This window comes from Streptomyces sp. NPDC051214, from assembly GCF_040682375.1.
Lineage (GTDB): Bacteria > Actinomycetota > Actinomycetes > Streptomycetales > Streptomycetaceae > Streptomyces.
Map to the genome: position 1 here is coordinate 170,443 of NZ_JBFBAT010000012.1, position 23,715 is coordinate 194,157.

Below are 23,715 nucleotides of genomic sequence, written 5' to 3' on the forward strand. Positions count from 1 at the left end.
GGGAAGGATTCCGTGACTCAGGGGGTGTCGTTCGGGACGACGCAGACGGTCAGGCGCGAGGGGCGGGCACCGCCGGTATGCAGGGTCTGGGTGCCGGGCTTGGTGGTGACCGCGGTCCAAGGGTTCTCGCCGGTTCCGGTGGACGGCAGGAACAGCGGGTGATCACTGCCGGCCACGATCAGCGCGAGCCGGTGCCCCGGACGCAGCCGGTATCCGGTATGCCCGAGGTCGAGGTGGATCTCGTCCGACGATCGGTCCGCACGGACCGAGACCTGCCCTCGGGAGATCATGTGGGCCCGGCCGTCCGGGCCGAGGTCGAGGACCTTGGCGAACACCTCGAACTCCGGGGCGGTTCCGGTGACATGCACATCCAGGCCGATCGGCCCGGCCAGATCCAGGGACTCCGACAGGACGGGCCCGGAGAACGCCAGGACGTCATCGCGGGCGGCGACGGGCGCGAGGTCGGGGTGGACGTGCAGATAGGCGAACGAATCCTCGACCAGCGAGGGCACCGGGGAGTCCGGGTCGTGGGTCCACTGGGCGGCCTGTTCGTCCCGGGCGGGTTCGTCGGCCAGATGGGCGCCCGGCAGCGGTCCGGTCGCGCGGGCTGCTTCGGTGAGCCAGAAGGTCCGCGGCACGCTGTCAACCGGAGGCCACACGGGCGAGGTTCGCCAGCCGGCGTGGCCGAGCTCCCACGTCACCTTCGACAAGGAGGAGACCGGGCGTACGCCCTTGAGGAAGACGTCGAAGAACTCGATGGCCGGGTTCGCGTAGAGCGGCAGCATCCGCTCAAGGGCGTCCTCATTGGTGTTGTGATCGTCCTGGGCGGAGACCGGTGCGTGCGCCAGACGGTAGTTCTCGTGGTCGACCGCTCCGGCCCACAGGTATTGGACGGCGTCCCAGCCCGGTCGTGAGGCCAGTTCCATGTAGTCCCGCATGTGCGCGGTGACGATGTTGTCGAACCATCCGACGCAGTGCAGTACGGGCACGGGCCGTGCGTCGAAAGGGTGCAACCCCGACTGGGTCGACAGGCCCGCGTGCCGTGGCGCCAGCAGGTCGAACCACAGCGAGCGGTTGCCGATGGCCTGGAACACCGCTTCGTACTGCTCTATGACAGGCCGTCTGGTGCGATCGACCCGGTATTCGTAGGAGTCGTTGTCCACCCAGTGGTGGGCGAAGTACTCGATGCCCTCCAGCCAGATGGGCGCGGAGCGGCCCGCGGGCTGCCAGATGGCGTTGAAGTCCGCTGCGGTCATCCGCGGGACGATCGCCCGCAGCGCGGGATGCTGCGCCGCGACCGCCGCCCACTGGGTGAACCCGTAGTACGAGTCCCCGAACATGCCCACGCGGCCGTCCGACCACGGCTGGTCAACGATCCAGTCGATGGTGTCGTAGCCGTCCTCGGACTCCCGCAGGAAGGGAAGCGTGTGGCCGCCGGAGCGGAACTTGCCCCGCACGTCCTGCACCACCACCGCGTAACCGCGGGCGGTGAACAGGCGGGCTATGCGGTCGAAGTACACGTAGCGGCTGTTCTTGTCGTAGGGCAGGCGGACCAGGACCGAGGGGTAGGCCGTGTCTGTGGCGGCCGAGGGGGCCGCGGGGAGGTAGACGTCGGTGGCCAGCCGCACGCCGTCGCGCATCCGGGCCACGCACGGCAGGGCGTCTGCGGCGACCGGCGCCGCGCCGATCCGTTCGAAGGTGAAGGGCATGGGGCATCTCCAGCCAAATCAAATACAACAGCGTTGTGTAACGCTGTTGTATGACAACATTGCAGCAGTTCACCACCGCGTCAACACTCCGTATTGAGGTCGATGACATGCCGATCGAGGTAGACACAGCCCAGCGGCTCGACGAGATCGCCGCCGCCACCATCCGGGTGGCCCGCGAACGAGGCGTGCGCGCAGTGACAATCAGGGCCGTCGCCGAGCAGCTCGGCGGCTCGACCGCGATGATCACCAACTACGTCCCGAGCCGCTCGGACCTCATGGTCAACGCGCTGCGCCGAGCGGAGAAGGAGTGGGCGCGAGATGCGGAGGCGGCCCTCGAAGGCGTCCAGGGTTCGGGGCGGTTGGCGGCGCTCGCGCGCTGGATGTGCACCACCGCGGACGACGACGAGGTGATGCGCAGGCTGCTGATGGAGATTGTGGGCTCCGGCTCTGGCTCTGCCTCTGGATCCGGACGTGAGGTCGACCAGGTCCGCGAGGTCGCGCAGGCGCAGCGCGCGGAGCTGGAGGGTGTGGTCGCCGAGGCGGGCGTGCCGGCTCCGGCGCTGGCCGCCGACGTCCTGCACCTGCTCTTTCGTGGCTACTGGCTGTCCATGCTGGAGGACCCTGACGGCTGGTCAGCCGAACGCGGCACACGGGCCGCGCTCGCCGTGGTCGACCTCCTTCAGGGCGGTGCCCGCAACGATGCCTCGGGGGTCCCGGGGACCTCCGAGGGGTCGGGGGTCTCGAAGTCCTGAGGCCGGCAGGGGGGTTGACAAGCCGGGAGCCGGTGGCGAACCTGAGCCGACGTAAAACGCCGTTGTATGACGGCGTTTCCTTTCGGGCGGGCGACACTCCGGCGCGCTCATCGCATGGCCGAGGAGTCCCCCGGTCGAGTAATCGCCCGGCCGCGGGCGCCCCCTTCCCAGAAGTGAGAGGCGATCATGGAAACCCAGAACCCCGATGCCCAGCTGTGGCAGCGCACCGCCACCGACCTGGCCCGCGCCATCCGACAGCGCGAGGTCTCCTCGGAAGAGGTGGTGCGCTCCTGTCTGGCGCGCATCGAGGAGACCAACCCGCGGCTCAACGCACTGGTCGACATCCGTCCCGAGAGGGCGCTGGCCGACGCGCGCCGCGCCGACCGGGCTGTCGCCGCGGGCGACGAACTGGGCCCACTGCACGGGATACCGGTGTCCACCAAGATCAATACAGATCAGCGGGGCTTCGCCACCAGCCACGGCGTCGCCGCGCTCGCCGGACACTCGGCGGAAGGCGACGCGGCGTGCGTCACGGCCCTGAGGGAATCCGGCGCCATCCTCCTCGGCAGGAGCAACGCCCCCGCCTTCTCCTACCGTTGGTTCTCCACCAACAGCCTGCACGGCCGCACCCTCAACCCCTGGGACGCCGCCCGCACTCCGGGCGGCTCCAGCGGCGGCGCTTCCAGCAGCCTCGCCGCGGGCATGACGCCGATCGCGCAGGGCAACGACATCGGCGGCTCGATCCGCTATCCGGCCGCCTGCTGCGGCGTGGTCGGCATCCGGCCCACCGTCGGCCGCGTCTCCGGCTGGACGCCGCCCGCCTACGCCGACACCCCCGCGGGCAGGAAACAGATCGACCTCCCGCCCACCGTGCAGGCGTGCGCCGTCGAGGGACCGTTGGCCAGGACGGTGGCGGACGCTCGCCTCGCGCTGAACGTGATGACCACCCCTGACCTGCGCGATCCGTACGGCATCCCCGTGCCACCCGCCAGGCTTTCGGAAGAAGGGAAGGTCAAGGTCAGCGTCGTGCGCGGCATCGGCACGGTCAAGAATCACCCCGGCGTCGACCAAGCGGTGAGCGACGCCGCTGCCCGGCTGGCCGACGCCGGATACGAGGTCGAGGAGCTCGACGACCTGCCCCTGCTCGCGGAGGCCGCGCGCATCTGGGCCCTACTGATCTACGAGGACTTCCGCCCGATGCTCCCGCTGGTGAACGAGGTCGGCGACGACGACATCCGCACCTCCCTGAAGTACTCCTTCGGTGCCGCAGCGGCAATCTGGGGCGAACGCCCGTCGCTCGCGGCATACATCCAGGGCTGGGCGCGCCGCGCCACCCTCATCACTCAGCTCCAGCAACTCCTGGGCACCCACCGGGTCTTGCTCACCCCCGTATCGGCCGAGCTGCCGTTCGAGCAGGACGCAGACATCGCGAGCCCCGAGCGCGCCGCCGAACTCATCGCCGCCATGTGGCCGATGGCCGCCGTCCCCGTACTCGGCTTCCCGGCGGTCACCGTACCGTCGGCCCTCAGCGAGGGGCTGCCGGTCAGTGTCCAGCTCATCGGAGGCCGGTACGCGGAGGAGCGCATCCTCGATGCGGCACAAGCCATCGAGGACCGCACTCCTCGCTACGTGCCGTCCGTCGGAGGTCAGCATTCCTCGGACGCGCGGTCTGTCTGAGCACTCACCGCAACGTCCAACGGCGACGAGCAGTCCGCAGGAGCCGATAACTACCGCGACCGGTAGCCAACACCTTGTGAGCTGCTCGCACGGCGCGAGACATTGGCCCCATGGCAGCGGCTGTGTGCGGACTGATCGGCACTCTTGTCGGCATCCTCCTGACCGGACTGTTGACCCGGTTCAATTCGGAAGCCCAAGAAAGACGGGCGGCAGCGCTGCGGCGCACGGAACAGGAGTCCGCTCAAGCGCTGCTCGCGATCAATGTCGCAACGGAGATACGCACGCAGGGAAAGCTCTACGTCGTCCACCTCCAGACCACGCTGGAAGATTTCAGAGCCGGGAGAAACATAGACCTCGACCGGTTCGACGAACTGACCACTCGCCACCGCAACGATTGTCGAATCGCGTACCGAGACACTTACAAGATCGGTATCCACCTTGGTTCAGGTTCCGTGTCCTTCGATTCCCAAGTGTATGAGGCCGAGCACGCCCTGCGTAGAGTCATCCAGAATCAGCCACACGCCGACCCACCTGACTACCCAACAGACCCACGGGAGTGGCCGCCGCTCGCGCCCCTCTCTTTGCGGTCCGCGTCCCCTTCACCTCTCGTGCCCCCGCCCTTCGAGCAACTCATGAGAAACGCAATTCTCGCCATCGAGGAGGCTGACCACGCCAGAAGGTACTTGGACGACACCTTGCTGGTATATCTCAACCGGAAATTCGGTCTAGACATCATGCGCCTTATTCCCATAGTCGGGAGCCCAGATCCGCCGGACCCGCGCCAAGTGGCCCGCGGTGAATAAGATTCGGCCCTCCGCGCTGTTCGTTTACTGATCCTTTCGGGGTGTTGTCGGATGGTGGGTCAGCTGGAGTCCGGTGCCGGTGAGGCAGCCGTCGATCAGGTCGGGGCGGTGTTGGATGTGCCGCAGGCCGCGGCGGAGGGTTTGCTCGAGGTGGGCGTCGTCGGTGAAGGCGATGTTGGCCAGCGGGCTGCGCCGCAGCAGTGACCAGACGCCTTCCACCGGGTTCAGGTCCGGGGCATAGGATGGCAGTTGCACGATGGTGGGCCAGTCGTGCTCGTCCGCGTAATGGCGCATCCCGCTGCTCCGGTGAGTGCTGAGGTTGTCCCAGATGAGCACGATGGGAGCCTTGAGCTGGATGTGAGCGCGCACGATGAGGTCGCGGTAGTCGGTCCAGGCGAAACTGCCGCGGCCCGTGCCGCGCTGTCTGGGGTGTCGGCGGGGCCGGTAGATCAGCCGGGAGGGCTCGCCCGGCCGGTAGCAGCACAGGGCGGCGATCGAGTAGCGGCGCCAGGACCGGCCGCGCACCCGCACCACCGGCGTCTGCCCGCGCCGGCCCCAGGTGCGGGCCCGCGAGGCAGTCATCCCAAAGCCCGCCTCATCCTCGAAGACGATGAAGGCTCCCAGCGCCGCCGCGGTCATTCCGCCTGCGGCCACACGTCCTTCTTCCACAACTGGACTGTGTGCTCGTCGCGTTCCACGGCCCGGCGGGCGGGCGACTGCCAGGACCAGCCGTGCCGGTGCAACAACCGCCACACTGCCGCCGGCGAGACCTCCACAGCGAACTTCCACAAGATCAGTGCCCGGATGCGGGCCAGGGTCCAGCGCTGATCTTCCCAGCCGTGCACGGCCGGCCCCCGGGCCAGTTCCTGTTCCAGCTCGGCAAAGCGTTCATCGCTCAGCTTGGGCAGTTTCGGCGGCCCCGCCGAGGCCAGCGCGGCGGTGCCGCCCTGGCGCCAGGCCCGCCGCCAGCGCTCCACCGACCGCTCACTCACCCGCAGTTGTTTCGCGATCGCCACGTTCTTCTCACCCTGCGCGAACCGCTTGCCGGCCTCGAACCGGATCTGTTCCCTCAAGCTCCGTCGCTCGGCGGTCAGCCCGCCGCCCTGTGCGTAGCGCATACCACCGGCCTACCGCAGGGATCACCACCCGTCACCCTCCCGACAACATCCCGAACAGATCAGTAGAGCCAACGTGTGGGAGGTGCGAGGCCGCCGGCTATCTGTAATGTGCAGGGGAGCCACCGCTGCGCGGGGCATGGCCAGGGGGATCCTGGCATGCTCCGTGGCGCTGCCTCGGCTGAGCGACGCAGCACGGTTCAGTCAACCGGTGCTCGTCGCGACCGTTGAAGCTCATCCCCCACCGCCCGTGAAGCGGCCGCCGCGATACCTGCTGCCCGAAGTTTTCGGGCCAAGAGCTCCATCTCGGGCAGGGTCCCTGAGTACTGCCCGGCCATAACCTGCTCCAGCACAGCCCGGACACGATCCAGGCCGATGCCCAATTCCGCCCGCAGCACCCGCATGATGACGGCGTTCCTCGCCGGCACGGCCACCTGCAACCTTGCCCGCCCGTGCTCGCAGACTAGTTGGCCCCGCAGTTCCTCTGGCAGGTCGCCGCCACATATGGCCAAGCCAAACCCGCAGGCCGGACACGTGGTCTCAACATCCCAGCGCAGTACGTCGTTCACCAGTGCCTGCACACCGCACCACTCCGCATCGGCGCCGCAGCCCTGGCACGCAGCGAAGTACCTGATGGACTCGACCACCATCGACTCTTGCATCGCCCCACCCCTCAAAAGGAGAGGTTAGATGGCAGGCGGTCCTGCTGTTGCCTCTAGTGAACATCCCAAGGCTTCCGTTGCCTGGAAGCCACTGCGGTGAGGGACTGGCGGATTCGCCGAAGCTGACTGAGCTCCCCGTGAGTGGTGTTGAGTTGCGAGCGAGGCCCCGTGGCCACCACCTCACCGCGCCTGGCATGGTCACTGTGCGGCGGTGCAGGCTGGGGACCCGTGCACGGTCATGGCCGGTGCCGATCGGTCGACCTTCGCACGGGCGTCACGCGGTCTGGCCCGGAGCCCTTTTCCTAGTCCGGGGCGCCGACTTGGCGGGCGTGGCGGGCCGGTCTTCGCTGATGCCGGTCAGCCCGGCCAGGCCGGGGCCGTACTGCTCGTTCAGCGCGTCGCCGAGATCCGTGTAGATCTGCTGGACGTACATGTCGTGGCGGACATATCCCTTGACCAGGGCGGCGAACAGCGGGTCGTTGACCCACATGCAGTCCCAGTCCTTGCCGTCGGGTGCCAGTGCCCACAGCGCTGCCTCGCCGTCCGCCACGATGGCCAGGTGCCGGGCCTGGTGGTGGCGGTAGACGACGCCTTCGGTACTGGCGTGGCGGAGGGTGCGGCCCGGCAGTTCGAAGGGCGGGGTGCCGAAGCAGAGCACATCGAAGGTGACACCGCGATCGGCCGCGGCGCCCGCCTCGTCGCCGAGTACTTCCAGTTCTTCCGCACGGCCGGAGAGGTAGACGTGCCGCTCGGCGTCGGCGAGCATGCCGCGTGCCCGCGTGATGATGGCGGTGCGGTCCTTCATGGACCGCAGCGGTCGGATCTGTTCCGCACTGTTCGTCGTCACGAACCGGTTGAGTTCGTAGCGGGCGTCCGAGACCCGCCTTCGAAAGTCCGTCTCGAGGTGGCCGAGTAGTTGGTCGGCTGCCACGGCGGCAAACCGGGCAGGGGAGTCGCCGACCTTGACCACGGCGCCGCGCGCAGTGAGCCGCCGGAGGGTTTCGTACACCTTGGGCTGCGGAATGCCGGTCACGTTGGACAGCGCGTATCCCGTCAGGGGCTCCTGGCCGAGCAGCCCCACGTAGGCCCGTGCGTCGTACTGGGAGAAACCGAGCTCCACCAGCCGGGCCGCGGTTTCGTCAGGCGTGCTCATGGTTCCGCTCTCCCGTCGACCGACTACGCAGGCTCACTACCTTCAGAGTGAGTGTATCGACGACTAGGAGGCCAGAGTCTCCAGTTTCCGGCGTGCGGTCTCGGGCCCCAGAACCCAGAAGACCGCCAGACCCACGACAAGGGTAAGGAGGAACATGAGGTACAGGACTCCGGTCCCGCCGTCGCCGTCGAGAACCCAGCCGATCACCGCGGGGGCTACGACGGCGCCCACGTTGCGGAAGCTGCTGGCGGCCATGGTGCCCCACGCCCGCATCCGGGTCGGGTACAGCTCGCCGGTGTACATGAAGGCGATCGGGGCTACCGCGTTCACGCCCAGCAGGACGGGAACGGCGAGGGCGATCAAGCCGACCGGGGACTGGGGCTGCCCGGACCAGGTGATGACCGCGCCGGTCGCGGAACCCAGTGCGGAGACCGCGTAGCCGAGTGTGATCCAGAACCGGCGCCCGAGGCGGTCCACGGTCAAGGCGATGGTTACTACGAGGGCCACGTTGACGGCCTGGAGTCCCGCGCTGGTCAGGGAGGCGGTCGCCGGGTGCATGCCGCCCTGGTGGACCAGCAGGCTGGGCAGCCAGGTGGTGAGGCCCCACAGGGTGAAGTAGGTGGTGAACCAGAGGGTCCAGATCATCACCGTGCGCCTGAAGTACTGCGGCGAGAAGATCTCCAGGAGCCGGGTGGTCCTGGTGTCGGGTGCGATCGGAGCCTCGGGAGGTTCCAGGAGACGTCCCTTGCGCAGACTCTCCCTCTCCATGGCCCGCACCAGAGTCTCCGCCTCCGCGTTCCGCCCGCGGGAGGTGAGGAAGCGGGGCGATTCCACCAGCCGCCGGCGCGCCCAGAGGGCGACGAACAGCGGGATCGCTCCGAGGGCGAGCATGGTGCGCCAGGTGGCTTCGTCGTGCAGCAGACCGAACAGGGCCGCCGCGACGAGGGACGCGGCCATGTTGCCCAGGGTGAAGCTGGTCTCGTACAGCATCACGGAGCGGCCGCGGGCGCGACCCCGTACGAGTTCGTTGAACAGCGCGGCGGCCACCGGCACCTCGGCGCCGAGGCCGATCCCCTGCACCAGGCGGAAGAGACCCAGGCTCAGTCCACTCCACGCGCCCGCCGCCAGGAGGGCCGCCGCCCCGAACAGTGCCATGGCGGCCAGGAACACCGGCCGGCGTCCGTAGCGCTCGCTGGCAAAGCCGAGGCCGAGGGCGCCCGCGATCTGACCGATGTACCCCGCGCTGATGAGCAGGCCGGCCTCGCCGAGCCCGATGTCCAGGGTCGACGTGACGGCGGTGAGTGTCACGGCCAGCGCCACGGTGTCGAAGGAGTCGAAGAACGTCCCCGCCCCCAGGATCTGAAAGGCCCGTCGGTGGGCGCTGGTGAAGGGCAGCCGTTCCCATCTGGCGAGGAGTTCACCCCCTTGCGTGCCACGTTCTTGGCTTCGTTGCCCCGCCTCGGTCATGACGCCTCCCACGAACAATCGCCCCGATGCAGGGCTAGTCACTACCCCAGTAGGTAGTACACACTGAGGCGGGCGAGACCCCGCTGTACAGAGGTCTGCGAGGAAGAAACGCAAGGGAGCGAACCGCTCCCGTCGCAGGACAGGACAAGGAGCGTGGATGAGAAGGATCGACCTGCATTGCTATCCGGGGACCGCCGAGTGGATCGCCTCCCAGGAGCCTTTCCCGGCGGCGCTCGCGGAGTACTGGGGCAAACCCTGGGAACCGCGGGCCGAGGAGGAGGTGGTCGACGACCTGGGCAAGCACGGCATCGAGGCGGTGCTTGTGGCCTTCGACATCGAGACCGTCACCGGCGCACCGCCCTGCGGCAACGACTACGTCGCGGCCCTGCGGGACCGCCACCCGGACACCTTCCTCGGCGCCTGGGGGGCCGTCGACCCGCTGCGCGGGGAGCGGGCCATCGCCGATGCCGAGACGGCGGTGCGCGAACACGGCGTGCTCGGCTTCCACTTCCACCCGATCATGGGGCGCTACTCGGTGGACGACCAAAAGCTCTACCCGCTGTTCGAGGCGATCACCGCCCTGGGTGTGCCGGTGATGATCGACGTAGGGACGACCGGCATGGGGGCGGGCATGCCCGGCGGCATGGGGGCCCGCATCCGCCACGCGCACCCGCGGGCGGTGGACGAACTGGCCGCCGACTTCCCGGACCTGACGATCATCGCCGCACATCCGGGCTGGCCCTGGATCGAGGAGATGACCGCAGTGGCCCTGCACAAGGGCAACGTCTACTGGGAGATGTCGGGCTGGGCGCCGAAGCACTTCCCGCAGCAGCTGCGCACCGACATCCGCGCCCGGCTGCGGGACAAGGTCATGTTCGGAACCGACCACCCGAGCCTGCCGTTCGACCGGATCCTGCGCGAATGGGACGAACTCGGCTACACCGAGGACGTCATGCACCAGGTGTTCCACGGCAACGCAGAACGGCTCCTGGGCCTGTAGGGATGGGCCCCGCAGCTCCGTAGAGCGTCTCCACACGAAGGGAATGAACATGACTGACGACAAGCCGGTGGCGCTGGTGACCGGCTCCGCACGCGGAATCGGGCGGGCGGCCGTGCTGGCGCTGGCCGCGGCCGGATACGACGTGGTGGTGAACTACGCCTCCAGCGACGAGGCGGCCAAGGAGACCGCCGCCCTCGCCGAGAAAGCCGGGGGCGCGGCCCTGGTCTGCCGCGCTGATGTCGCCGACGAGACGGCGGTGCTCGCCATGGTGCAGGAGGTCCAAAACCGGTTCGGCCGCCTGGATGTGCTGGTCAACAACGCGGGCACCACGGCCCGCACTCCGCCCGCCGACCTGGACGGGCTCGATATGACCGAGTGGGACCGGGTGTTCGCGGTCAATGTGCGCGGACTCTTCCAGGTGACCCGTGCCTGCGTACCGCTGCTCCAGGACGCCGCCAGGAAACGGCCGGGCCGCACCGCCGTGGTGAACCTGGCCAGCATCGTGGGCCTGCGTCCCGGTCCGCAACCGTTCCCGTACGCCGCATCCAAAGCAGCGGTGGTGAACCTGACCAAGACCCTCGCCGGCCGCCTGGGCCCGGACGGCATCCGGGTCAACGCCGTCGCACCCGGCTGGATGGTGGGCGAGTGGATGGAGGACCAACTGGGAGACCACTACGAACGGCTGATGGAGCGACGCAGCCGCCACACCCCGATGCGGCGGTGCGTCACACCGGAGGACGTCGCGCAGAGCATCCTCTCCCTGATCGACTCCAACCCCTTTGTGACCGGCGAGATCGTCGTCATCGACGGCGGCTTCAGCGCGACGACCTGAGTGCAGGAGGACACCGTGACCTTGGATGGAGTCGTTCCCTTCCCGCCCGCGTACGTCGAGCGCTATCGGGCCAAGGGCTATTGGGAGGACCGCACCCTGCGCGAGGTGTTCGCGCAGGCGTGCGCGGAATTTGCCGGCCGGGTGGCTCTGCACGACGACGGCGTCGACATGACGTATGGCGAACTGGAGGAGCGCGCCGCGCGAGCGGCACAGGCCTTGTGGGCACTCGGGCTGCGCCCGCTGGACCGGGTGGTGCTGCAACTGCCCAACACCGCCGACTTCGCCGTGACCCATGTCGCGCTGCAGAAGATCGGCGTCATCCCCGTCATGGCTCTCCCGGCGCACCGCTACCGGGAGTTGGAGCAGTTCGCGCGGCTGTCGGACGCGGTCGCCGCGATCACCCCGGACCGGTCCAAGGACGCCGATCACCGCGAGATCGTCGCCCGGGTGCGAGCCACGGTGCCCTCGCTGCGCCTTCACATCGTCGCCGGCGACCCGGGCGAGGACGCCACGGCGCTCAGCACGGTCCTGGCCGGCGATGCGGGCGACGGGGTCAGCGTGGACCTGGCGTCCGTCGAGGTCGATCCCATGGATCCGGCGCTCTTCCAGCTCTCCGGCGGCACCACCGGCATCCCCAAGCTGATCCCGCGCCTGCACAACGACTACGTCTTCAACACCAAGAACGCCATGTCGGTGTGCGACATCCGGCCGGACGACTGTCTGCTCAACGTCCTGCCGATCTCGCACAATCTGCCGCTGGCCTGCCCCGGCCTGCACGGCTTCCTCTTCGCCGGGGCCCGTACCGTGCTGCACCCCACCACCCGCGGCGCCGAGGTGTTCCCGCTGATCGAGAAGCACCGGGTGACCCACATCCACGTGGTGCCAGCACTGCTGATCAAGTGGCTGAACGACCCGCTGATCCACGAGTACGACCTGTCATCCATCCGCGTCATCCAGAGCGGCGGGCAGCGCCTGCAGCCCGAAACCCGTGCGCTCGCCCAGAACATGCTGCCGGGCTGCCGCATCCAGGAGAACTTCGGCATGGCCGAAGGGCTGCTGACCTTCGTACGGCTCAACGACCCCGAAGAGGTGCGCATGCAGACCGTCGGCCGGCCCGTATGCCCCGACGACGAAGTGCTGCTCCTGGACGAGAACGGCCAAGAGGTACCCGACGGCGACGTCGGGGAGCTCGCGGCGCGCGGCCCCTACACGCTGCGCGGCTACTTCCGCGCCCCCGAACACAACGCCCGCGCATTCACCCCGGACGGCTTCTACCTGTCGGGAGACCTGATGCGCCGACACCCCTCAGGCAACTACGTCGTCGCCGGCAGACGCAAGGACCTCATCAACCGCGGTGGGGAGAAGATCAGCGCCGAGGAAATCGAGAACCTTCTCATCGGCCATCCGGCGATCGTCAACGTGGCCTGCATTCCGGTGAGCGACCCCGTACTGGGCGAACGCATGTGCGCCTGCGTGGTGCCGCGGCAAGGCGTGGCGCCACCCACCCTGAAAGATCTGACCGAGTTCCTGTCCCGGCGTGATATCGCCAAGTTCAAGCTGCCTGAGAGGCTGGAGATCATGCCGAGCCTTCCCCTGTCGCCCGTGGGCAAGGTCTCCAAGAAGGACCTGGTCGCCCGGTTCGCCGCCGATGCGCCGTCCGCGGCCCTGGGCGGGGACTCATGAGCGGCCTGCTCCGGGTGGAGCGGGAGCGGGGCACCGCCACCCTCACGCTCGACGACCAGGGCCGCCGTAACGTTCTGTCCGGCGCGCTCGTCGGCGAACTTCTCGCAGCATTTGACGAGTTGGAGGCAGACCCGTCCATCACCTCGGTCATCCTCACCGGGGCAGGCACGGCTTTCTGTGCCGGAGCCGACCTCACGGACCTCATGGCGGCGGCCCAGGGCGACACCTCGGGAGTCGAGACCGTCTATGAATCCTTTCTCCGTGTGGCCCGTTCCCCCCTGCCGACCATCGCCGCCGTCAACGGGCCGGCGGTCGGCGCCGGCCTCAATCTCGCGCTGGCCTGCGACGTGCGGGTGGCAGCCGAATCGGCCTGGTTCGACACCCGTTTCCTCAAGCTCGGACTGCATCCCGGCGGCGGACACACCTGGATGCTGCACCGCCTGGTCGGAGCACAGACGGCAGCCGCCATGGTGCTCTTCGGCGAACGCCTGGACGGCGCCGCGGCAACCACCGCCGGCCTGGCCTACCGATGTGTACCCGACCCGGACCTGCTTCCCGTAGCCCAGGCCCTCGCCGCCCGGGCGGGCGCGGCCGAACCGGAGCTTGTCCGCCGTACCAAACGGTCACTGCGGCACGCGGGCGACGGGCGGGGGCATGACCAGGTAGTGGCAGAGGAGACGCGGGAGCAGCTCTGGTCGCTCGCCCTGCCCAGCACCGCGGAACGCCTGCGCGAGTTCCGGAAGAAGTAGAGGCGCTGACGCTCAGCCTCCCCACCTGAACAAAGGAGTGCACCCATGCGGTCCGTGGTGATCGCCTCTCTCGTCCGCACGCCCATCGGGCGGGCTGGCAAAGGTTCGCTGCGCGACATGCGTCCCGATGACCTGGTGGCCGGTGCCATCGGCCGGGCCGTCACCAATTCCGGCCTCGCGCCGGACCTGCTGGACGACCACGTGCTCGGCACGGGCTACCCCGAGGGGCGCCAGGGCTCCAACCTGGAGGGCTGCGGCGGCGTCAACTGCAGTGCCGGCGCCCTCGTTCGTGGTGCGGGGCGGGCGGCCCACGGGGGCTGTATGGCTGTTCGTGAGGGCACCGGGAAATCAGCCGGAGAGGTGTCGACGTCTCGACGTGGACGCAACCTTCTTGCACACTGACCGCCACAGTTCCAACAGGCCGGCGGAGGGGCGTCCGGCCGCCGCCGGCGGCCGCGCGACGGCCGACCGGAACGCACGTCGGGAATCGGTGAGGGGCCTTGGAAGACTCGCTCGTACCTGAGCCGCGGTATGCCGGCATCGAGCCTTCACCCGCAGCGGACGACGCAGGTCCGGTGATCCACGTTCGCGGCCCGGATGCGGGTGCGCGGCCCGTGCTGGGCCGCGCCCTGCGGATTCTCGGTGCGTTCAGCGCGGACTGTCCGGAGATGACGTTGAGCGAGCTGTCCCGGCGGTCCGGGTTGCCGGTGTCGACGGTGCACCGGATGCTCGGCGAACTCGTTGCCTGGGGTGCGCTGGAGCGCGGTGACAAGGGGACTTACCGCGTCGGCCTGCGACTGTGGGAGGTTGCCTCTCTTGCGCCGCGTGGGCAGGGTCTGCGGGAGCGGGCCCTGCCGTTCCTGGAGGATCTCTCCCAGATCACCCGCGAGAATGTTCAACTGGCGGTGCGCGAGGGCACGGAGGTCGTCTTCGTCGAGCGCATCGCGGGATCCGGTGCGGTGCCGGTGCTCACGCGCGTGGGTGGGCGTTTCGCGCTCACCGCCACCGGCGTCGGCCTGGTGTTGCTCGCGCATGCCCCCGCCGAGGTGCAGGAGCAGGCGCTCGCGGGGCCCCTTGAGCGTTTCACTCCCGGCACGGTCACCGATCGGGGTGCGTTGCGGCGCATGCTGGCCGAGGCGCGGAGCACCGGCTACGCGATCAGCGACCGGCAGGTCACGATGGACGCCCTGTCGGTCGCCGCCCCGGTGCACCGCGGCGGCACAGTGATCGCCGCGGTGTCGCTGGTGGTTCGCCATGGCAGCACCTCCGCGCACGCGCTGGCCCGGCTCGTCTGTACGAGCGCCCGGGCGATCTCCCGCGCCATGGTCACTCCGCAGGTCTGAACCGCTCGTCCGGACCCTCCGGTGAACGACCATGCCGTGGCGGGCCGGACCCCCTGGGGCCGGGTCCTGACGGCTGCCTCGACATGGCGCCGCGTCCGCGTGTGTGCAGATGGTTTCCCGGCATCCGGAAAGCCCCCTGGTGACCTAGGGGCGCCCACCCCACGATGGTTCGAGCCGGCCGAGGCTCCGGTCCGGTCCGCCGGGGCCCGCACCTGCCCGACGGGCGATGGATGCCCGGCTCAAGGAGCCACCGGTTCTCCGCGCACCGCTCTTGACGGGGGCTGACGCGTTGCTGCCGGCCGTCGGCACCACCTGCACCGAACGACCCAGTCGAAGGGAACAATCATGACTGCTTTCGTACGCAATCAGTGGTACGTCGCCGCCTATGGCCGGGAGGTCGGGCGCGAGCTGCTCGGGCGTACCGTGCTGGGCGAGCCGATCCTGCTCTACCGCACGGAGGGCGGCCAGGCGGTGGCGATGTCCGAGCGCTGTGTGCACCGGCGCTTCCCGTTGTCGCAGGCGCCGAGCCGGCTGGACGGCGACCGGGTGGTCTGCGGTTACCACGGTTTCACCTACGGCACCGACGGTGGCTGCGTCTTCGTGCCCGGCCAGCGGCGCATCCCGCGCACCGCGCGCCTGAAGACCTACCCGGTGGTCGAGCGGGACTCCTTCGTGTGGGTGTGGATCGGCGACCGCGAGCCCGGGGACGTTCTGCCGCCCCGCGCTCCGTGGATGGACTCGCCCGACTACACGGTGGTGTCGGGCATGGAGCCGATCGACGGCCACTACGGTCTGCTGGTCGACAATCTCATGGACCTGTCGCACGAGACGTATCTGCACGGCGGCTACATCGGTACTCCTGAGGTGGCGGAGACGCCGATCACCACCGAGGTCGATGAGGTGGCCGGTGTCGTCTACGTGAGCCGCCACATGGATGACGCGGAGTGCCCTCCGTTCTACGCGAAGTCGACGGGTATCGAGGGTCGGATCACCCGCTGGCAGGACGTCGAGTATCACGCGCCGGGTCTGTACTTGCTGCACTCGCGCATCGCGCCCGTCGGCGCTCCCGGTCCGGGTCCGGACGGCAGCGACCCGCATGCCTTCCATGTGGAGGTGGTCTACGGCATCACCCCCTCGACGGAGACGACGGTGTACGACTTCTGGGCCGTGGCCCGGGACTTCGCCCTCGAGGACCAGAACGTCACCGAGTTCCTGCGCGACAACAACCACACGGTGGTCATGCAGGACGTCGTGGCCCTCAACGTGCTGCAGAAGTCCCTGAACACCGAGAAGGCCGGCTATCAGGAGCTGAGTATCAACATCGACACGGGCGGCCTCGCCGCCCGCCGTATTCTCGCCCGTCTGGCCCAGGAGGGAACCGCCACGCAGACGGGGGCGGTGGCTCGATGACCCCGGTGCATCCATCCGTCCTCTCCGGCGAGAGCGTCTACCGCATCCACTGGGTGCTGGGTACCGACCGCTTGCTGGCCGTCTGTCACTGCGCTGCGCAGCGGGAGTTCGAGGATCCGGTGGCGTTGTGGGACTGGCTGCTCGGCCATCCCGAAGACCACCACCCCGACCCGGAAGGAGAGTCAGCATGACCGGCACGAGCCTGCCGCGTACGGGGGAGGGACTCGACCTGACCCTGGTGCGCAAGGAGCCCCTCGCCGCGGGCGTCGTGCGGCTCAGCCTGGCTTCTTGTTCCGGCGAGCCGCTGCCCGCGTGGAGCCCGGGCGCCCACATCGACCTGGTGCTGGAGCCCGGCCTGGTGCGGCAGTACTCGCTGTGCGGCGACCCGGCGGACCCCTCCCTCCTCCAAGTGGCCGTGCTGCGCGGGCCGGAGAGCCGGGGCGGTTCCCGCTATGTGCACGACACGCTGGCCGAGGGCGACACCGTCCGGGTGAGCGGCCCTCGCAACCACTTTCCGCTGGTCGACTCCCGTCGCTACCTGTTCATCGCCGGCGGCATCGGCATCACCCCGCTCCTGCCGATGATCGCCGCAGCCGAGCAGCGGGGCTCAGACTGGCGGTTGGTCTACGGCGGGCGAACCCGCGTCACCATGGCCTTCGCCGGGCAACTCGTCAGAGACCATCCCCATCGGGTGGACCTGTGCCCCCAGGACGAGACCGGCCTTCTCGATCTGGGCGGGCTGCTGGGCAGTCCCGAGCCTGGCACCCTTGTCTACTGCTGCGGTCCCGAGCCCCTGCTCAGCGCGGTGGAATGGCAGTGTGCCGCCTGGCCGGAGGGCACGCTGCACATCGAACGGTTCACGCCGAAGGCGGGGGTGGACGATGCCCCTTCGGCCTCCTTCGAGGTTGAACTCGCCCGCAGCGGCGTCACGGTGACTGTCCCGCCGGACAAGAGCGTCCTGCAGAGTGTCGAGGAGGCCGGCGTGCACGTCCTGTCCTCGTGCCGGGAAGGCACGTGCGGCACCTGCGAGACCGCGGTCCTCGACGGGGTGGTGGACCACCGCGATTCCCTGCTCACGCCCGCCGAGCAGGAATGCAACGACACGATGTTCCTCTGTGTCTCGCGCGCCGCCTGCCCGCGCCTCGTACTGGATCTGTGATCAACGGCGGCTTCGCGTGCGGGTCCGACGGGCTGCGGCCCTCTCCGTAGCGCTACAGTCCGCTGCCGTCGGCGGCGATTCTGCTCATCAGGCTGTCCAGGTGCGAGCGCATCACCGCGATCAGGTCGAAGGAGCGTCCGCTGGCCAGCCACTGGATGCGTAGTCCGGCGTCGAGGGCCGCGCACTCCCGGGCGATGGTTTCGTGGTCCAGGCCCGCCTTGAGTTCACCCGACTCGGCGCCGGCGCGCAGGCGGCCCGCGAGTTCCGCTACGCCCTTCTCCTGCCAGTGGGAGAAGAAGTCGTGTGCGGGGTGGTCGGGAGCGGTGGCCTCGGCGCCCACCACGACGGCGAGTTCGAGGATTCCCGGCATGCTCAGCGATTCGGCGGTGTCTTCCAGGTGGCAGCGGAAGGCGTCCCGCACGGAGTCGGACACGCGGACCCACTGCTTGTCGAGCTTCTCGTGCCAGTACTGCACGACGGCCAGCAGGAGTTGCTGTTTGTCGCGGAAGTGATGGAGCAGTCCGGCGTCGGTGATTCCGGCGTCGCGGGCGATGCTGGCCAGTGAGGTCTTGCGGTAGCCGTCCTGGCCGAAGCGCAGCAGTGCGGCCTCGAGGATCTGGGTGCGTCTGGCCAGTCCTGATGCGTAGCCGCCGCGCGGCCCCCGTGGTGTCCCCATGCGGACCACCGTACTCGGTGCCGGTGCGCCGATTCTCGCCGAAGTGTGCCGCAGCTTTGCCGAGTTCAGGCGTGCGGCCCCGGCCTTTGATGTGACGCAGGTCACTCCTCCAATACCTAGTCTCAACTAGGTATTGGATTCATCATCGTCCGAAAGTGAGGGACGTTTCGAGCCTGTGGCCGGATCTGGCCCGGGTGACGGCCTGCCGTTCCGCGCACGAACCCGACCTTCCCTGTTCGCGAAAGGAGCGGCTTCATGACACCGACGTCTGCAAGCCCCCCGCTCGACGCAACACCCCGCGACGACACCGCCCGATGGACTCCGCGTCTGGTCGCCATACTCATCGCGCTCATCTGGCCGACCCAGCTCCTGGCGGCCGCCGGCATTCTGGGGGCCAACGCCACCGCCAGCGTGGCGCAGAGCTTCCACACCACTCAGGTGGCCTGGTTCGGTCTGACCGTCGTCCTCGTCTCGACGCTGCTGACGCCGTTCGTGATGAAACTGGGTGACCGGTACGGCAAGAAGCGGCTCATGCTCGTGATGATCGGCCTGGGTCTTGCCGGGGACGTCATCGCCGCGACGGCGGGCAGTTTCTGGCTGCTGCTGGCCGGGCGTGCGATCGCCGGCTGTTACGGCCCGTTCGCCGCCCTGGCCTTCCCCTGCGTACGGGACATTTTCCCTCCCCGGCTGGTCAAGCCGGCCAGCGCCATCCTGGGCAGCAGCCTCGGCCTGGTGGCCCTGGCCGCCCCGTTTCTGGCCGGCTGGCTGGTCGACAACTGGGGCTACAAGGGCGTGATGTGGTTCCTCGCCGCGGCCTCCGCCGCCGGCTTCGCGCTGGTGGCCATGGTGGTGCCGCAGACCCCACGGCACGACTTCCGGCCCGGCTTCGACTGGCTCGGCGGCCTGGTCCTCGGCGCGTCTTTGACCTCGGTCGTCTATGCGGTCGGCCAGGGACAGAGCTGGGGGTGGGCCGACGCCAAGACCCTCGGCTGGCTCGCCGTCGGCCTGGCCGCACTGGTCGTCTTCTTCTTCGTGGAGCGCGCCAGCGCCCACCCCATCCTGGACCTGAAGGTGCTCAGCCGCCGCCCGGTCGCCCTGGTCCTCTTCACCGGAGGGCTCGCCCATGCCGTCGCGTACACCATGCCCGGCATGGCGATCCTGCTCGCCCTCTACCCGCACATTCCCGGGGTCTCCGCCGGGCTCGGGTGGAGCGCGCAACACAACGCCGTCGTGAGCGTGACCTGGAACGTGGTGATGTTCGGTGCCGGAATCGTCGCCAGCCGCCTCCTGCGCACCCTCGATGCCCGCCTGCTCTGGTGGAGTGGCCTTGCCCTGATGACGGTCGGCTACGGGCTGGTGGGCTTCTTCCACGCCGACGAGACCCAACTCATCCTCACCTCGTGCGTGGCCAACCTCGGCTCCGGCCTGGTCGTCTCAGGAGCTCCGGCGCTGGTCGTCGGCGTGGTGTCCAAGGACGAGCAGGGGCTGGGCAGCGGCATGCTCAACATGCTCGTCAACTTCTTCGGCGCCCTCGTCACCGCGCTCTCGTTCGCCGCCCTCGCGACACACAGCACCGTCGTGGACGGCACCGCCTTCTATCAGGACAGCGGCTACGCCTGGCTCTTTTGGACCGGAGCGCTGCTCACCGCGCTGACCCTGGCGATATCGCTGCTCATCCCCCCGCTGCGGGATCCCGCCGAAACCGACGCCGCTCCTGTCCGGTGAACATCCCTCCCCGGACGGCCATGTGGCCGCCACCGAGAAAGGCTGACATGCCCCACCCCTGGACCGCTCAGGCCATCGCCCCCGCCTGGCCGGAAGAACCGCCTGGCGCGGCGGGCCGCCCGGCAGTGCTGCTGCGCGATGTGTTCACCGTCGGCAGCGGGGTGCGCCAGGCGTGGCTGCGGGTCACCGCCCTGGGGGTGTACGAGATGCAGCTCAACGGCGCCGTGGTCGGTGACCACGTCCTGGCACCGGGCTGGACCAGCTACCACCACCGCCACCGCTACCAGTCCTTCGACGTAACCAGCTTGGTGCTGCCCGGCGCCAACGCCTGGGGCGGGCACCTCGCTGACGGTTGGTACCGGGGCCTGCTCGGATTCAACGGCGGCAGGCGCGACCTCTACGGGCCGGACACCGGGCTGCTCGCCGAGCTGCGGATCGAGTACACCGACGGCAACGTCCAGACGATCACCACCGACGCCGGCTGGCGCGCGGCGGCCGGGCCGGTCACGGCTGCCGGTCTGTATGAGGGGGAGACCTACGACGCCCGGCGGGAGCTGCGCGGATGGAGCGAACCAGGCTTCGACGACACGCAGTGGAAGCCGGTGCGCCAGGTCGACTTCGACACCTCGGTGCTCTTCCCGGCCGACAGCCCTCCTGTGCGGCGCATCGAGTGCCGTTCGCCGGTGGCCGTCACCACGTCACCCACCGGGCGCACCCTCGTGGACTTCGGACAGAACCTCGTCGGCAGACTGCGCATCCGCGTCCACGGCGACGCGGGCCGCACCGTGACGCTGCGGCATGCCGAGGTCCTGGAGGACGGCGAACTGTGCGTACATCCGCTGCGCGGCGCCACGGCCACCGACCGCTACACCCTGCGCGGCGACACCGACGGCGAACAGTGGGAGCCCCGCTTCACCTTCCACGGCTTCCGCTACGCCGAAATCGACAACTGGCCCGGCGAACTCGCCCCCGATGACGTCACCGCTGTAGTCCTGCACAGCGATATGCGCCGCACCGGCTGGTTCGAGTCCTCCGACTCCTCCCTGAACCGGCTCCACGAGAACGTCGTCTGGGGCATGCGGGGCAACTTCCTGGACGTGCCCACCGACTGCCCCCAGCGCGACGAACGCCTCGGCTGGAGCGGCGACATCCAGGTCTTCGCCCCCACCGCCGCGTTCCTCTACGACACCAAGGACTTCCTGCGCTCCTGGCTGCGCGACCTCGCCGCCGACCAGAGCGAGGACCCCGACCGCATCCCGCCGGTCTTCAGTCCCGCCATCCCGGTGAACATCCCCGTCCCGATGCCGCCCGGCAATCCTGCGATGGCCGGCTGGTGCGACGCCGCCGTCATCGTCCCGTGGGTCCTGTACGAGCGGTACGGCGACAGTCAAGTGCTGCGCGACCAGTACCCGTCCATGTGTGCCTGGGTGGACGCCGTCGCCCGCATCGCCGGCCCCGCACACCTTTGGGGCGAGGGCTTCCAGTTCGGTGACTGGCTCGATCCCACCGCATCCCCCGACGACCCCGGCGGGGCGACGACCTCCTCCCAACTCGTCGCGACGGCCTACTTCGCGCACTCGGCGCGACTACTCGCCCGCACCGCCGAGGTACTGGGAAAAAAGGACGACGCCCAGCACTACCACGCACTTTCCGAGGCCGTGCGACAAGCTTTCCGCGCCCACTTCCACACCGGCGGCGGCCGCCTGACGCAAGAGACCCAGACCGCCTACGCCCTCGCCCTGGGCTTCGACCTGCTCCAGGGGGACACCGAGCGGGCCGAGGCCGGAAACCGGCTGGCCGCCCTGGTCGCCGAACATGGCCACCGGATCGGCACCGGCTTCCTCGGCACCCCCCTCGTGTGCGACGCACTCACCGCCACAGGCCGCACCGACACCGCATACCGGCTGCTGATGGAGCGCTCCTGCCCCTCGTGGCTCTACCAGGTCGACATGGGCGCCACCACGATCTGGGAACGCTGGGACAGCCTGCTCCCCGACGGCAGCGTCAACCCCGGAGAGATGACCTCCTTCAACCACTACGCACTCGGCGCGATCGCCGACTGGCTGCACCGCACCGTCGCAGGTCTCGCCCCGGCCGCCCCCGGCTACCGCCGCCTGCTCGTCAGACCCCTCCCCGGAGGCGGCCTCACCTGGGCCAAGGCCGCGCACGAGACACCGTACGGCCGGGCCGAGACCGGATGGCGTATCACCGGAACCACGCTGCTCGTCGACGTCCTCGTACCACCCCGCGTCACCGCACTGATCGACCTGCCGAGCATGGAACCCACGGAGGTCGGCCCCGGCCGCCACCGCTTCCACACCCCCTGGCCCGGGACCACAAGATGACGCCCCACCACCCGGCACCCCACCCCCACCGGCCTACCGCATCAGCGCAAGGAGCACGCATGACACCCACCAGCCCGACCAGCCTGCCTGACGGCTTCCTGTGGGGCGTCGCCACCGCAGGGCACCAGAGCGAGGGCGACAATGTTGCCAGCGACACGTGGTTCCTCGAACACACCACTCCCTCCCTGTTCCGCGAGCCGAGCGGACCGGCCTGCCGGGGCTACCAGCAGTGGAGGACCGACCTCGATGTCGTCGCAGGGCTGGGACTCAACGCCTTCCGGTTCTCCGTCGAATGGGCACGCGTCGAACCCGAGCGCGGCGTTGTCTCCACCGAAGCCCTCGACCACTACGAACGCGTGGTCGACGGCTGCCTGGAACGTGGCCTTGCCCCCATCGTGACGTTCAACCACTTCACCGCACCGCACTGGTTCGCGGCCGCAGGTTCATGGACCGCCGGCGACGGACCGGCACGGTTCGCCGAGCAGTGCGACCGCGTCATGGCACGCTTCGGCGACCGCATCGCCTACGGCGTCACCCTCAACGAACCCAACCTGGAACAGCTGTTGCAGGCGGGCGGGAAACTCCCGGCCGAGGCGGAAACCCTCAAGATGCAGATGCTGGCCGCGGCGGCACGCGCCGCCAACACCAGCACCTACGCCTCCGCGAACGTCATCCCCGCTGACCGGCAGGACGAGTTCCAAGAAGCGTTCACTCATGCCCACCGCGCTGCCCGTGAAGCGATCAAGGCCCGCCGCGCGGACCTGCCCGTCGGCGTATCCATCGCCATCGCCGATGAAGTCGCCGTTCCCGGCGGCGAAGAACGCCGGGACGCCAAGCGCGCCGCCGTGTACGACCACTGGCTGCGCGAGGCGCGCCACGACGACTTCATCGGCGTGCAGAACTACGAGCGCATCGTGCACGGCCCCCACGGCGAGGTAGCGGTCGACGGTGACCTCAACGGCATGGGCACCGCCATCGCTCCCGGCTCCCTCGCCGGCGCCGTGCGCTACGCCCACGAGGCCTCAGGGGCGCCCGTCCTCGTGACCGAGCACGGCATCCAGACATCGAACGATGCGCAACGCGCCGCCTTCATACCTGCCGCGATCCAAGGACTCGCGGCCGAAATCGACGCAGGCATTCCCGTCCTCGGCTACTGCCACTGGACCCTCATGGACAACTTCGAGTGGATCTTCGGCTATGGCGCTCAACTCGGGCTCTGCGATGTCGACCGCAACACCTTCCAGCGCCGTCCGAAGCCGAGCGCAAAGGTCTACGCAGACGTGGTGCGAAGCTACCGCGACGTGCTCTCCGGCAGCCGGAGCTGAACGACTGTCGAAGGAGGCCGGGGGCGCGGCGAGGGTGGCACCGGCCTGCTGCACGGCTGGGGCAACGGCCTTCACCTCATAGGCCAGGGGTGTCTCGATGCGGCGGTGCTCGCCGTAACGCGGTCCTGCT

At 69.1% G+C, this 23,715-nt stretch carries 22 protein-coding genes; 15 read left to right on the forward strand and 7 right to left on the reverse strand.

Annotation, left to right across the window (positions count from 1 at the left end):
• Positions 1-17: 17 nt before the first annotated feature.
• Entirely contained in the window at positions 18-1,709 is a 1,692-nt protein-coding gene (locus AB0M70_RS29835; protein WP_365824621.1) for a CocE/NonD family hydrolase, read from the reverse strand.
• 107 nt (positions 1,710-1,816) lie between these two features.
• Here AB0M70_RS29835 and AB0M70_RS29840 point away from each other — a divergent pair, with 107 nt between their 5' ends.
• The 3 genes from AB0M70_RS29840 (at position 1,817) to AB0M70_RS29850 (ending at position 4,941) form a co-directional block, all read left to right on the forward strand.
• Positions 1,817-2,461, forward strand: coding sequence for a TetR/AcrR family transcriptional regulator (locus AB0M70_RS29840; RefSeq protein ID WP_365824623.1), 645 nt, complete (start codon positions 1,817-1,819; stop codon positions 2,459-2,461).
• A 186-nt stretch (positions 2,462-2,647) separates the two neighbouring features.
• The gene (locus tag AB0M70_RS29845) at positions 2,648-4,138 is read left to right on the forward strand and encodes an amidase (RefSeq protein ID WP_365824625.1); all 1,491 of its coding nucleotides are present in this window, start codon (positions 2,648-2,650) and stop codon (positions 4,136-4,138) included.
• Between the two features lie 110 nt (positions 4,139-4,248).
• A complete protein-coding gene (locus AB0M70_RS29850) occupies positions 4,249-4,941 on the forward strand; it encodes a hypothetical protein (RefSeq protein ID WP_365824627.1) in 693 nt (230 codons plus the stop codon).
• 24 nt (positions 4,942-4,965) lie between these two features.
• Here AB0M70_RS29850 and AB0M70_RS29855 read toward each other — a convergent pair whose 3' ends face one another.
• The 5 genes from AB0M70_RS29855 to AB0M70_RS29875 all read right to left on the reverse strand — a co-directional run bounded on the left by AB0M70_RS29855 (position 4,966) and on the right by AB0M70_RS29875 (position 9,338).
• Positions 4,966-5,523, reverse strand: coding sequence for a transposase (locus AB0M70_RS29855; protein ID WP_365824816.1), 558 nt, complete (start codon positions 5,521-5,523; stop codon positions 4,966-4,968).
• Positions 5,524-5,576: 53 nt separating this feature from the next.
• Entirely contained in the window at positions 5,577-6,059 is a 483-nt protein-coding gene (locus AB0M70_RS29860) for a winged helix-turn-helix domain-containing protein (RefSeq protein ID WP_365824629.1), read from the reverse strand.
• Between the two features lie 197 nt (positions 6,060-6,256).
• Positions 6,257-6,718 (reverse strand): hypothetical protein, encoded by a 462-nt coding sequence (locus AB0M70_RS29865; protein ID WP_365824631.1) that lies wholly within the window; start codon positions 6,716-6,718, stop codon positions 6,257-6,259.
• A 274-nt stretch (positions 6,719-6,992) separates the two neighbouring features.
• Positions 6,993-7,871, reverse strand: coding sequence for a helix-turn-helix domain-containing protein (locus tag AB0M70_RS29870; protein WP_365824633.1), 879 nt, complete (start codon positions 7,869-7,871; stop codon positions 6,993-6,995).
• A 63-nt stretch (positions 7,872-7,934) separates the two neighbouring features.
• Positions 7,935-9,338 carry an MFS transporter gene (locus tag AB0M70_RS29875; RefSeq protein WP_365824635.1) on the reverse strand — a complete coding sequence of 468 codons (1,404 nt, stop codon included), beginning with the start codon at positions 9,336-9,338 and terminating at the stop codon, positions 7,935-7,937.
• 157 nt (positions 9,339-9,495) lie between these two features.
• On the opposite strand from AB0M70_RS29875, the gene AB0M70_RS29880 reads away from it, so the two are divergent.
• The 9 genes from AB0M70_RS29880 (at position 9,496) to AB0M70_RS29920 (ending at position 17,514) form a co-directional block, all read left to right on the forward strand.
• The gene (locus AB0M70_RS29880) at positions 9,496-10,338 is read left to right on the forward strand and encodes an amidohydrolase family protein (RefSeq protein WP_365824637.1); all 843 of its coding nucleotides are present in this window, start codon (positions 9,496-9,498) and stop codon (positions 10,336-10,338) included.
• Positions 10,339-10,387: 49 nt separating this feature from the next.
• Positions 10,388-11,170, forward strand: a complete 783-nt coding sequence (locus tag AB0M70_RS29885; RefSeq protein ID WP_365824639.1) for an SDR family oxidoreductase — start codon at positions 10,388-10,390, stop codon at positions 11,168-11,170.
• A gap of 15 nt (positions 11,171-11,185) precedes the next feature.
• Positions 11,186-12,853 carry an AMP-binding protein gene (locus AB0M70_RS29890; RefSeq protein WP_365824641.1) on the forward strand — a complete coding sequence of 556 codons (1,668 nt, stop codon included), beginning with the start codon at positions 11,186-11,188 and terminating at the stop codon, positions 12,851-12,853.
• Positions 12,850-13,602: an enoyl-CoA hydratase gene (locus tag AB0M70_RS29895; RefSeq protein WP_365824643.1), complete on the forward strand. Its 753-nt coding sequence runs from the start codon at positions 12,850-12,852 to the stop codon at positions 13,600-13,602. The genes AB0M70_RS29890 and AB0M70_RS29895 overlap by 4 nt, the downstream gene beginning before the upstream one ends.
• 45 nt (positions 13,603-13,647) lie before the next feature.
• On the forward strand, positions 13,648-14,004 hold the full coding sequence (locus tag AB0M70_RS29900; RefSeq protein WP_365824645.1) for a hypothetical protein: 357 nt from the start codon (positions 13,648-13,650) through the stop codon (positions 14,002-14,004).
• Positions 14,005-14,177: 173 nt separating this feature from the next.
• Positions 14,178-14,945, forward strand: a complete 768-nt coding sequence (locus AB0M70_RS29905; RefSeq protein ID WP_365824647.1) for an IclR family transcriptional regulator — start codon at positions 14,178-14,180, stop codon at positions 14,943-14,945.
• A gap of 345 nt (positions 14,946-15,290) precedes the next feature.
• The gene (locus tag AB0M70_RS29910) at positions 15,291-16,355 is read left to right on the forward strand and encodes an aromatic ring-hydroxylating dioxygenase subunit alpha (RefSeq protein ID WP_365824649.1); all 1,065 of its coding nucleotides are present in this window, start codon (positions 15,291-15,293) and stop codon (positions 16,353-16,355) included.
• A complete protein-coding gene (locus AB0M70_RS29915; RefSeq protein ID WP_365824651.1) occupies positions 16,352-16,546 on the forward strand; it encodes a hypothetical protein in 195 nt (64 codons plus the stop codon). The genes AB0M70_RS29910 and AB0M70_RS29915 overlap by 4 nt, the downstream gene beginning before the upstream one ends.
• Entirely contained in the window at positions 16,543-17,514 is a 972-nt protein-coding gene (locus AB0M70_RS29920; RefSeq protein WP_365824653.1) for a PDR/VanB family oxidoreductase, read from the forward strand. The genes AB0M70_RS29915 and AB0M70_RS29920 overlap by 4 nt, the downstream gene beginning before the upstream one ends.
• Before the next feature lie 52 nt (positions 17,515-17,566).
• Here AB0M70_RS29920 and AB0M70_RS29925 read toward each other — a convergent pair whose 3' ends face one another.
• Complete coding sequence (locus AB0M70_RS29925) at positions 17,567-18,190, reverse strand: TetR/AcrR family transcriptional regulator (RefSeq protein WP_365824655.1); 624 nt, start codon at positions 18,188-18,190, stop codon at positions 17,567-17,569.
• Between the two features lie 255 nt (positions 18,191-18,445).
• Between AB0M70_RS29925 and AB0M70_RS29930 the strand changes: the two genes are divergently transcribed.
• The 3 genes from AB0M70_RS29930 to AB0M70_RS29940 are packed head-to-tail and all read left to right on the forward strand — an operon-like array spanning position 18,446 to position 23,585.
• Positions 18,446-19,915, forward strand: coding sequence for an MFS transporter (locus AB0M70_RS29930; protein WP_365824657.1), 1,470 nt, complete (start codon positions 18,446-18,448; stop codon positions 19,913-19,915).
• Between the two features lie 47 nt (positions 19,916-19,962).
• Complete coding sequence (locus tag AB0M70_RS29935; protein ID WP_365824659.1) at positions 19,963-22,260, forward strand: glycoside hydrolase family 78 protein; 2,298 nt, start codon at positions 19,963-19,965, stop codon at positions 22,258-22,260.
• 59 nt (positions 22,261-22,319) lie between these two features.
• Positions 22,320-23,585, forward strand: a complete 1,266-nt coding sequence (locus AB0M70_RS29940; protein WP_365824661.1) for a family 1 glycosylhydrolase — start codon at positions 22,320-22,322, stop codon at positions 23,583-23,585.
• Positions 23,586-23,715: the final 130 nt, after the last annotated feature.